We start from the raw sequence: 14,417 nt of genomic DNA, 5'->3' as shown, positions 1-14,417 counted from the left end.
ACAAGCCTGAAAAAACAAAAGAAAGAGGCTGTCGGCGATTGTCCGACAGCCTCTTTTCGTTTCTGCACAAAGACCGTTTCGGGATAAGACAGTGACTAACCTATTTCTTTCTTCATCCGACTGCCGCCTTTGCACCGAAGAATCATTGCTGTTCGTTCGAGAAAGAGTACGGGAAGTCGGCCGGCTTCGTACCGCGATTCGTGGCCGGATGGTCGTCCATGCCGAACACCAGTCGTCCGCCTTGCAGCAGATCGAAGTGTTTCAGGTAGTTTCGGGTATAGTTCTTCCCCTGCCAGCGGAGCGACTTCACGTAGACATTCTCGCGACTGTTATCGGGTGCCTCGATGGAGAGCGTGCGTCCGTTTTCAAGATGAAGCGTGGCCTTGCGGAACAGCGGTGAGCCAAGCACGTACTCGTCCGTCCCCGGGCATACCGGATAGAAGCCCAGAGCCGAGAACACATACCAAGCTGAAGTCTGCCCGTTGTCCTCGTCGCCGCAATAGCCGTCGGGCGTAGGCGAATACAGTCCGTCCATCACACGGCGCAGCCAGTATTGCGCCTTCCAAGGCTGTCCGGCATAGTTGTACAGGTATATCATGTGCTGAATCGGCTGGTTGCCATGCGCATAGTTGCCCATGTTCATCACCGTCATCTCGCGAATCTCGTGTATCACCTGTCCGTAATAGCTGTCGTCGAACAAAGGCGGAACGGCAAACACAGAATCGAGCATCGTCACAAAAGCCTCACGGCCTCCCATCAGGTCGATCAGTCCCTGCGGGTCGTGGAATACAGACCAGGTGTAGTGCCAGCTGTTTCCTTCGGTAAATGCGTCGCCCCACTTCAGCGGCGAGAAAGGCGACTGGAAGTCACCACCCTTGTTGCGTCCGCGCATCAGACGGCTTTCGGGGTCGAACACGTTCCGGTAGTTCATCGCACGTTCGGCAAAACGCTTCTGCTCTTCCGCCGGACGGTTCAACGCCTTGGCCAGACGATAGATGCACCAATCATTATAGGCGTACTCCAGTGTGCGGGCCGTATTCTCCTTGATGTTCACATCGTAAGGCACATAGCCCAGACGGTTGTAGTAGTCATGTCCCAGACGGCCAGTGGAAGGAACCTTCGGATGCACATGCTCCGTGCCATGCACCAGGCCGCGGTAAAGCGTCTCCACATCGTCCACCCGCACTCCTTTCAGATAAGCGTCGACCAGCACCGAAGCCGAGTTGTTGCCAATCATGCAGTCGCGATGTCCCGGGCTGGCCCATTCGGGGAAGAAGCCGCTTTCGCGATACGCATTGAGCAGTCCTTCCTGCATCTGACGGTTCACAGAAGGATACATCAGGTTCAGGAAAGGGAACAGACAGCGGAATGTATCCCAAAAACCCGTATCGGTGTACATGTAGCCGGGAAGGACCTGTCCGTTGTAAGGACTGTAGTGCACCGGATTTCCATCGGCATCGAACTCGTAAAACGCCCGCGGGAAAAGCAGCGAACGGTACAGGCACGAATAAAACGTGCGCTGTTGCTCCCAGCTGCCACCTTCTACCTCGATGCGTCCCAGTACGTCGTTCCAGGCCTCGGCTCCCTTCTGCACCAGTGCATCGAAGCCGTCGGAACCCAGTTCCAGCAGGTTGCGTTCGGCCTGTTCGTAACCGATAAACGAAGAAGCTATCCGCGCGTGCACTTTCTCGCCCTTACGGGTAGAGAAGCCGATAACGGCTCCCGCATGCGCAGACTGCTGCTCGCAGACACCCTCGCGCAAGTTGCCGTTGTCCACCGCAGCCGTATAGGTGAAAGGTTTGTCGAACTCTATCACAAAATAGTTTTTGAAGTTGTCGGGCACCCCGCCGGTGTTGCGTGTCGTATAGCCTACGATGCGTCTCTCGTCCGGCAATATCTTGACGTACGAACCCTTGTCGAAGGCATCGACCACGATGTACGAACGCTCGCTGTCGGGGAACGTGAAACGGAACATCACCGCCCGTTCGGTAGGCGTCAGCTCGGTGAGGACATCGTAATCGGACAGGTATACCTTATAATAATGGGGCTTTGCCACCTCTGCCTTGTGCGAGAACCAGCTGGCCCGCTTCTCTTCGTCGAATTCGGGTTTACCGGTCAGCGGCATAATGGAGAACTGTCCGTAATCGTTCATCCACGGACTGGGCTGGTGCGTCTGCTTGAAGCCGCGTATCTTATTCAACGTATAGACATACTGCCACCCGTTGCCCATCTTTCCCGTCTGCGGAGTCCAGAAGTTCATACCCCACGGCCTTGCAATGGCCGGATAAGTGTTTCCCGCCGAAAGTTCGAAAGTGGATTGTGTTCCCATCAGGGGATTGACATAGTCAACAAGTCCCTGCGCACGCAGAAAGGCATCCAGCCTGACAGTCAGAAGCAACAGGGAGAGAAGAAAGATTTTTTTGATCATACTATCATACTCTAATTCACAATAAACAGAAAGAACCTACTTTTTTAAATTCAGACGTTCCATGAGAAGCTTCATATAGAACCCTCCTACCACGGAACGAGCCTTGAAATTCATCATTTTAGCAGATTTCGTATCATACCAGTCGCTTAACGGCACACGCGAGGACGTTTCATCGGCATACTTATACACGGTATGGACAAACTTCAGGAAATCGTCCTGCGTTCCCAGACAGGCAGTCCACATAATCCAATCGTTTTTGCTATAAGTTTCGCGCGAGTCCAAAGGCAGGCCGTAAGCATTCATCTTGCCGTGATAGAACTTCATTTCCGTTTCGGCCACTTTGGCCGGAAAGAGATTCCACCCGAAAACTTTGTCCCAAACCATGTTATACTTCTGGCTCCAGGTTCCCGGCTTGTCGAATGCCAGCCGGTAATGGTCTCCGTCAAAAGCCATCTTCTCCCATTCGGTCGCCATGTCGCGCGCCTTTTGCCCGAATTCGTCAGCCACAGAGTCGTAGCCTAACATGCGTGCCATTTCAGCATAGCCGGCAATTGCAACAATAGCCTTTACAGACAAGTTGACGTTATGTGCCCAATGCCCGGCAAAATCGTCCGTACACACCTGGTTCTCGGGATCCAATCCGTACTCGGCCAAATAATTCGTCCACGTTGTCAACGTCTGCCAATGCTGAGCCGCAAATGCAGCATTGTTCTCTCTCAGCGATATGGCTGTAGCCAGAATCACCATGTTGCCAGCCTCTTCAATCGGCATGTCTCCCCCGTAAACCACTCCGTTGGCAATGGGATATGTTCCCAAATCGTGTGTCGGATAAGGTTTCTTCCAACGTCCGCTCTCACTGTAATAGAAAATAGAACGCATCATTCCCTTCAGCAACTCCGGATTGTACACCAGGAACAAGGGAGCCGACGGATAGGTGATATCAACCGTATTGACACACCCATTACTATTGTTTTCCTTAGAGAAGAAGAGTACGTTCCCGTCGTCATCGGTAAACAGCTTATGCGCGGCTATCGTTTGCCGGTAAACCAATGCCAACAGTTCGGCATACTCTTTTCCGCCGGCTTTCTCAGCCTCATTCATCAGTTCCAAGTCGAAAGCACGGCAGCGTTCCATCCGCGATGCATAGTCGGCGTACGCACGCTCGAAGGCAGTAAATATATCCACCCTTCCGTCGTGCTTCCAGTAAGCCTGCCGACGTTTATAGAAATACTCCAAGGCATAAACATCATCATAACCCAGCATCAGGAAGCCCGACTTTCCGTCGACATCCACCTTGCCCAGATTGTCGGTGTAAGCCATCACAGGCATGGTCTGTTGCCCCGTACTTTCCAACGAATAAAACTCCGGCGAAATCGTTCCTTCATCGAGGAAAGACCTCTTTAAGCCATAATAAGTGCCTAAAGCTGTCTTCTTGCCAATTCCTTTGGCCGATGCCAAATAAACATGTCCCCAGTCTATCCGAACGATGTCACCCTTACGGGCTGTATAAGCCTGATCTACTGTTCCGGCCCGCAAATAATCCATTCCGTTCTTTGCAAAAGCTTCCGACTTTACCGGCTGGCTGACTTCGTGCACAGCCAATAACGGAGATGTTTCGAAATAGACCTGTACATCGTGCTGCTTCTTGTCCAGCGAACGCACACGGTAAGAAATATAATTGATCGGAGTAGAAATCAAATCGAGGTCGTCCATCAGCAACGGAGCTGTAAAAACCAAATCCAGTTCGACCGGACCGCATTCAAATGTATAATAGGTCTGCGTAGGCAATACGTCCACCGATTTCTGGTGCGCCTCGTTGTCGAAACGACATACGGAATCACCTTTTCTATACAAGCCAAAGTCAAGATAGGCACCATGCACCGTGTTGTGGCAGTGAACCGCAATGACATTCTTTCCCTTCCGCAACATCTGTTTCTCGGCAACCGACAGTTCTTTCCAGACATCGTTTCTCCATGTATTCCCCGTAGAGACCAACAGATTACCATTCAAATAGATCTCCGTCACATCGTCATGCGAATACTTCAGCAACAACGGAACATCCTCATCCAACGAATCCATTACGAATTCTCTCCGTACCCAGATGTCGGAGTTTTCCTTACTCCATTTTGTTTTTATCCGCTTGTTTTCCGAAGTTCCGAACGCAGCCTTTCCTATGTTCCAATGTCCGTCGTTATAATCCAGCTCATACCAATTCTCTTCGGGAGCACGATCCATCAGAAAGCGTCCTTCCCACGCCTCATCATCCGTCATAGGCAATATCGCTTCGTAGACCTGGCGGTCTTTTCCCATGAAACGATAAGTCTTTCCATCTACACGTATAGCCCCCATGATAGGATGTTCGTCCGCAGTCCAATGTTCGGTATTTCCATCGGTCAACTTATCATACGGAGACCAAATGGAGAAATAAGGATCCGACGTGATCAGCGGAACAGAAGGTGCACGCAAGTCGACACTCCGGACAGGCTTAAACAGATCGTCTGCCGCCGATGCACGAAGCGCCGTCAATGCACTCAATAATAACAGAAATAATAATCTCATTTACTTAGTCCAATTTATTAAATTACAACAGGATGTCAAAGTATCCCAAAAGCAACGGAAGATTATCCGCGGCACGCAATCCGATACACAGAATGCAATGCACGACGAATAATCTCCGTTCCACCCCTTAATTTTCTTCAAGCTGTTTCAGCGTACCGTCCACACTATAAGTCTTTCCGTCAGTATCGCGATATACATACTTGAACGTAAAGCCTTTTGTCTCGGGATCGTACACACCTTCGCTCGAAAGTACCTCCAGCTTATCCCAACCAGACATACTCAGCGTATTGTCTTCGGGGTTGATCTTCATGCGGATGCAGGAGCTGGCGATGTTACGGTTTTCTTCAATAGTGGCCAGATTGAAGAAACGCACTTCATGCTCATCTATTGCCTTCAGCGTACGTACCGATGCTACCATTGACGGATCTCCCACCGGCTGACCATCCTGCAACTCTTGTTTAATGACGTTCAACTGGTAACTGTCAGAATATTGATTAGCCATATTGAACGTAAACAGCAGAATCGTATCCGGTTTCGAAATCTCGCAGGAAGCTGAAGCCAGTTTGAAAGACAGCATATAAAGCGAATCACATTCCAACTCGCGTGCCTTAATCTTAATAGGCACACGTGCATACGTATCGCCAGCCTTAATCACCCCAGACATGGAAGGAACGCTGTATAACCCTTCATCAATCTTATGATAACGAGGCTGCCCTTCACCGATATATCGCTGATTGTACTCATCAATTGCATCGTCAGCCTCTACCAAAGTAAACTGTACATCTGAATCGATCACCAGGCTTCCGCCTACCCCAACCGAAATATAAGTCTCCTGCTCCTCGTCCGGAGTAAAATATACACTCTTCGTCTGTACCTCGTCAGCAGCACCAACAATGAATACTTTCTTCACATACTGCTCATCCTTCAGCGGATCTTCAATACATCCGGAAAAAGAAAGCATCAATCCGGATGCGGCCAATAAATATATAAATTTTCTCATAATTATTTTCCATTATTTACAATAACTTCATTAATTACCAACCGGGGTTTTGTACCAGTTTGGGATTCTTGTCAAGCGTATTTCTATGAATCGGGAAGAAGTTCATCTTGAACGAGAACGAACGACGCGCATACTTGTAATTAACAATGGTCGGCATATAGAACAGCTGACGTTCGTTAGACTTAGCCTCTACGTTCATACCCATAATAGGTTTGTTCAACATCTCCATAGCATCACCCCAACGTCTCAAATCAAAGAAACGCATATGTTCGCATGCAAACTCAATCTGGCGTTCACGCTTTATCAGGTCACGCATTGCCTCACGATTGTTGGCCTCAGCTTCCGTTATACCCGGCAGACCGGCACGGTAACGTATTTGATTGAAGGCCTTGCAAATTTCAGCCGGATCACGCGTAATCGTTTCACCACTTTCAGGATCGGTATACGTACCATCCATTTCATTCAAAGCTTCCGCATAGTTCAGCAGGATTTCAGCATAACGGATGATGGGGAAAGCTTTCTGACGGTTAGTACCTTTCAGATTATCTTCCGGATTGGTATACTTCTTCAATGTATATCCGCTATGACATTTATCATCCGGCAATTGAGCATTAGGCTGAACCGTTCCATCCTTATAATAAGTAGCCTCAATATTTTTAAAGCTAGTCTCTGTACCCAGATAAGAAGAACCCGGCCAGAAACAATGACAAAAGCCTATAGAAGCATAGAAACGAGGTTCTCTGTTGACAAACATCTTAGCTGTACGAGGCATTATTTCGTATCCTGAAAATTCGAGCAAAGCACCAGAAGAAGTTCCGACTTCCTTGTAAGCCTCATCAGGTCCTGGATAAGGATATTCGGCACTCGAATTATTAATATCACGACCATCTACCATGTAATAAGCATCAATCAGACTTTGTGTCAAGCTCAATCCATTTGCTCCACCCATTGCTTGTGGCATTACAATCCAGTTGACCGATTCATCACCTCCTCTCCACGAGTCACAAGCGTAAATTATTTCGTCGTTCGACTGCAAAGGAGTTTCTCCATTAAACAACTCACTGTACGAGCGCAACGGGTCAATATTTCCTGCACCGTTCGGGAAAGATTCTTTTGAGACATTGGCTGGAAGTTCAGGCGTCTTGGTATTTTTAGGAATAGTATGAAGTTTATATACTCCCAAGTCCATTACTTCCTTTGCAGCCAATGCAGCTTGTCCCCATCTGTCGGGATCATAGTTTTGAGAAATGAAGTCTCTTCCATCCGAAGTTTGCCAGCCACTGTAAGCTGTATTTCCATTGAACCACGGACTAGCCTGCATCAGACGAACTCTCGAAATCACAGCTAAAGCAGCTCCCTTAGTCGGCTGATAGATCTCGGAAGTCGCCGAACGTCGTTGCAAAAGCATTTGTGAAGCCATTTCCATAGATTCGCAAATATAATCGCAGCATTCATCGAACGTATTTCTTTCTATAGCCATATTTTCGATCGTTTCATCAGTTTCGAATGGGTCATCCGGAATAATAGGTACCGGACCATATTGACGAATCAAAAGATAATAATAATATCCTCTTAAGAAATAAGCCTTTCCGGCATAATCACGTCTGTCGATTTCGGAAATATCCAAGCATTCGTTGATACGCTTAATTACTACATTAGCTTTCCGGATCCCTTTATAGAATTCACCCCAACGTGCAAAATAATTAGTAAATTCATTTATTTCATCCCGAAGATATTTCGTACCGGCATGGCGATCATCATTCCAAGCCACGAAATTTTCATCACTGGCTGTCTGGAAAGGATCGGCTGAGTGTGTATACAACCGGCTTTCATCATTCAGATAAGCAGCTGCTCCATTAATATATTGATCCAATAAGTTTTTACGGGAAAATACCGAATCCAAGCTGGTCATATCATCAATATAGCGGTCCACATTCAGGAAATCACAAGATACCAGACTGCATCCCCACAATCCCAAGCAAAGAGCTATTTTATAAAAATTCTTTTTCATTTCTTACCTTTTAAAATTTAACATTCAACTGCAATGTAAAAGAGCGTTGTAACGGATATACGGCACCGTTGCTGGAAGCCTGTCCCGGATCCCACAACTTCACATCGTCCCAGCAAGCCAAATTATCACCTATCAGGCTGATGGTAGCACTCTCCATACCAATGTTATTGCGCAACCAAGCGTTTGTCCAACGATATGAGATTTCTACATTCTTCAAACGCAGATAACTTGCATCGGCCATCCAGAACGTAGAAGCCCGGTTATTGTTGGCATTATTGCCATAAGACAGACGTGGGAAGCGGGCATTCGGATTCTCTGTTTCTTTTGTACCCGAAATTTCCGCACTGGTCCAGCGGTTCTTCTGATCGGCCACAATTGACAATACATTACCTGTCTCTCCGCCGACAAACGGATAAAAACCTGCACCACCATAGAAGAAGTTAGCTTTGCCTGTTCCCTCAAAGAATGCACTGAAAGTCCAGTTCTTATAACGAAGTTCTGCTGCAAATCCGTATTGTATCAAAGGTGTATTTGCATAAGACAAGGGAACTACGTCATCATCGTTAATCAATCCGTCACCGTTTACATCCTTGTACTTGATATCTCCCGGCAACACTTCCTTTTCAAAAGTCTGTCGTGGGCTGCTGGCTACATCTTCCTCATCTTCGAACAATCCCAATGCGATCAATCCACGCAATACTCCATACGGATAACCCGTATTGGCCTGATATGGATAACGAATATTGGCCTGTTCCCAATTCGTGATTTCATTTCTTGTAATAGTATAGTTTCCACGTAAAGTCAGATGCAAGTCTTTACCAAAAGACTGATTGAAACTTACATTACCGTCGATACCGGAACTTTCCATTGAACCAACATTCGAGAAAGGCAATGAAACCCATCCTGCTTCTTCTGGAATAGAAGCACGCTCCTGGAAAATACCAGTACGAATATCCTTAAAGAAATCGGTAGTCAATTCAATCTTATTGTCCCAAAGCTGAGCATCAATACCGAAATTGTATTTTTTCGCTGTTTCCCAACGTAAGTTATCTGCTCCCATCTGAGCTTCTCCAATACCTGTACCCCAAGCACTATTCAATCCTCCAACAGTAGTCAAATAAGGGAAACGGCGGTTTCCGGCAACACGGTCGTTACCAACAGTACCAATAGAACCACGGAACTTCAGGTAATTAATAAACGGCAAGTGCTCTTGGGTCCATTCATATTGAGTCGGAGTCCATCCCAATGCTATTGCAGGGAACAATCCGAACTGTTCTCCTGGTTTGAAGTTTTCAGAACCCGTATAACCGATATTGGCTTCAACAAGATAGGTATCCTTATAAGAATAAGTAGCACGACCGGAAAGAGCCTGGTAACGTACCGGAATCGAAGAAATAGCATCCCCAGCATCCGATGTCTTGTAAGTCTCCATATAATAGTGTACCAATCCAGATACCCGATGGTCACCAAACTTTCTTTCGTAGTCGGCACGTGTTTCAAAATAGAACTTCTTGTCAGCACCTGTTGTACGACTATAAGTAGCATCCTGCTTAGGAACAGTCAATTCTGTATTCAGAGTGCCATCATAGAAAGAGCGGTCGGTTGCATAATACAGGTCCGGCATTTTCAGACGATAAATGTTATGGTAACTGTTACCTGTAAACGAGAACAATGCACTGACAGACAAGCCCTTTGTTATCATATCCAACTCCTGACGAAGATTCAGGTTCATCTTCGAAGTAGAACGGTCGCGTTCCTTATATCCTGTATGATTCAACTGAACATACGGAGATACCTGATCACCATTAGCTCCATAAGCAGAAAGTTTACCGTCTGAATACCTTACAGGAACTGTTACCGGCGTCAGGTTGGCCTGTGCTGTCCAAAGAGCATCATTATTGTCACTATCACCGTAACCGGGCATATTCTGCATGGTAAATACCTGGTCCAACCCCAAAGAAAGTACGGTAGTCTTTGTCAGATTGGCATCGATATTAGCACGGAAAGAATATTTCCGATATTTTACATTTGTATCGTGTTTGTTAGCCGACTTATCCTGATTGAAAATAGCATCTTTATTCTGAATACCAATACTCAAGAAGTAACGGGCAGCTTCACCACCACCGCTCGCACTCAGATAGTGCTGATTACTAAATGTATGATCTTTCAGGATAACATCTCTCCAATTTACATTCGGATAAAGATCCGGATCCAGACCACTCTTGAACAAATCCAGTTCAACATCGGTATAACGAGGTTTCAATCCTCGTGAAAGACGAGCTTCGTTAGCCAAAGCAGCATAAGTAGATGCATCTACATATTCCGGCATTCGTGCCGCATACGAAATGGTTCCGTTAGTTTTAAATTCTATTTTCAGTTTTCCGGCTTTACCACGATTAGTTGTCACTACCACAACACCGTTGGCACCACGCACACCATAAACTGCTGTTGCCGAGGCATCCTTCAAAACGGTGAAACTTTCGATATCGGCAGGATCCAAGTCATTCAGATTTCCTTCTACACCATCAATCAGCACCAATGCACCCTGATTGGCACCAAATGTACTGATACCTCTGACCCAGAATTCTGAAAAGTCTTTTCCCGGTTCACCACTACGCGTTACAGCAATAATACCCGGAACACGACCTCCCAACATATTGGTTACAGAAGTTGCCGGAACATCCAATTCCGCCGGAGCTATATTCGTTACAGCTCCTACCACACTCACTTTACGAGCTGTAGAACGTCCTACAACAACCACTTCATCCAAGGTTCCAACATCCTCTTTCAAAACAATCTTAACCCGTTCTTTCGAGTTGGTAACCTTGTACTCTTCCGTCTTATAACCTATAAAAGAGAACTGAAGTATATCATTCTTATTAAGCCCGGAAATACGAAAACGTCCATCCAAGTCAGTCACAACGCCTTTTGACGGATTATTCTTTACCACCACTGAAACTCCTATCATGGTTTCACCTTTTTCGTCCATGACAGTTCCGGCTACCATATAGCCCTGCTGCGCGTATGATACCTGGCCACACAACAGCAACAATATAAATATTATAAATGTGTTTCTCATATCTCTTATTCTATTGCTAATTTACGAACACTTACTCCCCAGAATTGTGTAATGTAAAAATTCTCTTCCTCATCCATTACAATATCCCAAGGTCCATTAAATCGAGATAAATATGGAACGCCATCGGTAGTTCCAGGAGCTCCATATGCACCAGCTATCGTAGAAACAAGTCCTGACGGATATGCGATCTTTCTTATTGTATGACACTGAACCTGAGCCACATAAATATTTCCATCACGATCGACAGACATACCCATCGGCGAAGTCATTTGTGCTTCATCCAAATAACCATCTTGTCCGCCTACTCCTTTAAACCCAACATATTCTTCAACCGTTTTTCCATCTAAACTTATTTTATAGATACCATGAGCAAATTCTTCAGACATCAAAAAACAATTCATTTGCGGATGCCATACCAGATGATTATCTGTTGCATTAATCGTTGAACCACAATTTTCATTCAGCAACTCAACAAGACCAGGGTCTTCTATATTGACACGTCCAAATTTTCCACCGTTATCTCTAAAATAGAGCCATTCTTCATCTGGTCCAAAACAAGCACATTGTATAGTTCCAGGGAAGCCTGGGATATCTTCTGCTATTACACGCGGCAACCACAAGTTATCTTGTTCAAATTTATACAGAGTATGAGGAGTACCGTAACGAATAAAATATGCGGTTTTTCGATCTTTGGTAACAGCTGGTTTACCTGCCTGTAAACCAGTTACTAACGTAATTACTGTATTATCATTTAAAGCAGCCATACGTATTCTCCAGTCAAAACGTTCGCTGATTAAAAGGTTATTGCCTGTAACCATTCCCAGACCACAGGTCCATCTGAAACGAGCTCCTGTTAATGTACCATCATTATCACCAGCAACATCACTTTTTCCCACAACTGTAGTCACAGACTCTTTCACTGAATAGCCAAAGGTCTTATCCGCACAAGTAACAGTATCCTCACCAATAACGACACTGACACTGTTATTCCCTGCCGGTTGTTTCGGTACCAGACAGTAAATCATATCCCCACTGGATGATATAACACGAGCTTCCCGTGTCTTATCAAAGAGAACCTTGATGTTTTCAATATCAGTTCCAAAATTAGAACCTTTGATGATACACTTTGTACGCATACCTCCCGAATCCGGTTCAAACGTATAAAATTCAACCGGCTTGGAAGGATCATACGGAGTTCCTGCCGGAGCACTGTACGACTCCGAATCATTGCAAGCAGCTGCCAATAAACCTACAGCAACTACTGCAAATCCTAAAGATCTCATTCCTTTCATAATTATTAGTATTAAAGTTTTATTAAACAATTACTATTCAAAAAAAACATTGTATCCTAAAAACATCTTTTTACCTTTTTGTTACCTTCTTATCCCGATCATCTTTTACCTTCACTCAAATTTCAAAAGCCAAATCCTTTTGAGTAATCAATGGAGTTAACTTACGTAACTTGATTCTTCAAACTAAAGAATAGTATTCTCGTAACTATGAGAATGGTTTTCTCACAACTATGAGAATACTTTTCTCATAACTATAAGAATGGTATTCTCATAACTATAAGAATGGTATTCTCATAACTGTGAGAATAACCTTCGCCAACTTGTTTATTTCCGACACGCAGTAATCCGAAATTCACTAGCCTTAAGAATCATTTCTTTTGTGAATAGTCAAACGACTGAAAAATAGCCTTAATACGGTTCATGTCGAATTTGGGAGTACGGTCGTAATAATAAATGCCGTTTTTCTCCTGCTCTACATCCGTCAGTTGCGTATAGCAAAAGCCGACAACAATATTGGAACTGCCCATAGCCTGTACCAATCCTTCCAAACGTTTGTAGAAATCTTCCATAGCTTCCGGAACTGAGCCGTATCCCCATGAAGTGCCATTTTCTTCCGGTTTCATCCAACCGTTACGATAGAAGGATGGTTGCGGTCGCGTATCACCACTTCGGTCCATTCTGCAATGAAATTGCGTGCAGCCAGTTCATCATCATGATTCATCGCCCAACTTGCACTTTCGCTCCATGTGAGGTACCCCAATTTGTCGGCCCAATAATGATACCGTTCCTCAAATACTTTCTGATGCAAACGGGCACCATTGAAGCCGGCATCCTTGCCCAGCTGGATATCCTTTCGTAAAGCCTCATCCGACGGAGCCGTCCAGATGCCGTCCGGATAATATCCCTGATCTAAAACCAAACGCAGGAAGTAGGGCTGATTATTCAAGTAGAACTTTCCATCAGCAGTATGAATTTTACGCATCCCCACATACGAGGTCACCTCATCCAGCAAGTTTCCCTGTTTGTCCTTTATCCGATAGACTATATCGTACAAGAAAGGATTTTCCGGAGACCAGAGCTTCATCTTCCTGACCGGGAGTACCAACATGGTTCCGTTGACACACGATGCTTTCCGGCTGGCTATTGTTTTCTCGCCTTCCTTCAGAATAACTTCAATCTCATTATCGGATTCCTGAAAGAACTCCGGCGAAACAAACAGCTGTTCCTGATCGATATCCGGACGCAAAACAGCCGACTTCAAGTCTTTTCTGTCCACCGCTTCCATCCATACAGTCTGCCAAATGCCCGTTACACGCGTATAGAGACAGCCGTTGGAATAAAATGTCGGCGACTGTTTGCCTCCGGTCTGTTTTCCGGAACGCAAATCATCGGTTACACGGACAACCAGATTATGACGCATGCCTGCTTTCACCTGACGGGTTATATCGACCGAAAACGAAGAAGAGCCTCCATAATGACGCTGCACAAAGTTTCCATCAAGATAAATCTCCGCATAATAGTCTACGGCACCAAAATGCAGATAAATGTTTTTGCCCGTCCAGTTTTCGGGTATATCAATCATGCGCTGGTACCACATGCAATTGATGAAGTCGGTATATTCCACTCCCGAAAGCTTGCTTTCCGGGCAGAAGGGCACTTGTATACGGTCCTTCAAGCAATTGCTATTCTGCAGATTGCGATGGGTACCCGATTTTCCGAAATCGAATTCGTAGCTCCACTCTCCATTCAGGTTCACCCAATCGTTTCTTACAAACTGAGGACGAGGATATTCCGAGCGGGGAAGCACACCAGCAGCAAGATGCAGACAACCAATGCACAGACATAACAAAGTCAACAACCTTTTCATAAGTAGCGGTTCTGTTTGCCAATCAGAAGTTAAAGAAGCCTGAAGAAGTATTGTCCGTCACAACAGCCATCAAGAATGCGGCACATGAAGCCAACCAACACATTCCGACGGGCTTCCTACCTCTGATTTACATTATTTATAATCAAGTTTAGGAATCACAGCATAGACTTTTATTGGAGGG

At 45.7% G+C, this 14,417-nt stretch carries 6 protein-coding genes and 1 pseudogene; all 7 read right to left on the bottom strand.

Going from position 1 to position 14,417, the window contains the following annotated elements; genetic code table 11:
• Window positions 1-142: 142 nt before the first annotated feature.
• Window positions 143-2,428, bottom strand: coding sequence for a GH92 family glycosyl hydrolase (locus BQ5591_RS03635; RefSeq protein ID WP_071148476.1), 2,286 nt, complete (start codon window positions 2,426-2,428; stop codon window positions 143-145).
• 36 nt (window positions 2,429-2,464) lie between these two features.
• Complete coding sequence (locus tag BQ5591_RS03630) at window positions 2,465-4,987, bottom strand: glutaminase family protein (protein ID WP_071148475.1); 2,523 nt, start codon at window positions 4,985-4,987, stop codon at window positions 2,465-2,467.
• Window positions 4,988-5,114: 127 nt separating this feature from the next.
• The gene (locus tag BQ5591_RS03625; protein WP_083380867.1) at window positions 5,115-5,987 is read right to left on the bottom strand and encodes a BT_3044 domain-containing protein; all 873 of its coding nucleotides are present in this window, start codon (window positions 5,985-5,987) and stop codon (window positions 5,115-5,117) included.
• A gap of 34 nt (window positions 5,988-6,021) precedes the next feature.
• Window positions 6,022-7,998: a RagB/SusD family nutrient uptake outer membrane protein gene (locus BQ5591_RS03620; protein WP_071148473.1), complete on the bottom strand. Its 1,977-nt coding sequence runs from the start codon at window positions 7,996-7,998 to the stop codon at window positions 6,022-6,024.
• Between the two features lie 10 nt (window positions 7,999-8,008).
• Window positions 8,009-11,077: a SusC/RagA family TonB-linked outer membrane protein gene (locus tag BQ5591_RS03615; protein ID WP_113740836.1), complete on the bottom strand. Its 3,069-nt coding sequence runs from the start codon at window positions 11,075-11,077 to the stop codon at window positions 8,009-8,011.
• Between the two features lie 5 nt (window positions 11,078-11,082).
• Window positions 11,083-12,369, bottom strand: coding sequence for an IPT/TIG domain-containing protein (locus BQ5591_RS03610; RefSeq protein WP_071148471.1), 1,287 nt, complete (start codon window positions 12,367-12,369; stop codon window positions 11,083-11,085).
• A gap of 368 nt (window positions 12,370-12,737) precedes the next feature.
• Window positions 12,738-14,236 (bottom strand): annotated as a pseudogene (locus tag BQ5591_RS03605) (glycoside hydrolase family 2 protein).
• Window positions 14,237-14,417 lie beyond the last annotated feature (181 nt).

This window comes from Bacteroides ndongoniae, assembly GCF_900108345.1.
Lineage (GTDB): Bacteria > Bacteroidota > Bacteroidia > Bacteroidales > Bacteroidaceae > Bacteroides > Bacteroides ndongoniae.
This window is presented reverse-complemented; position numbering and strand designations above follow the sequence as displayed.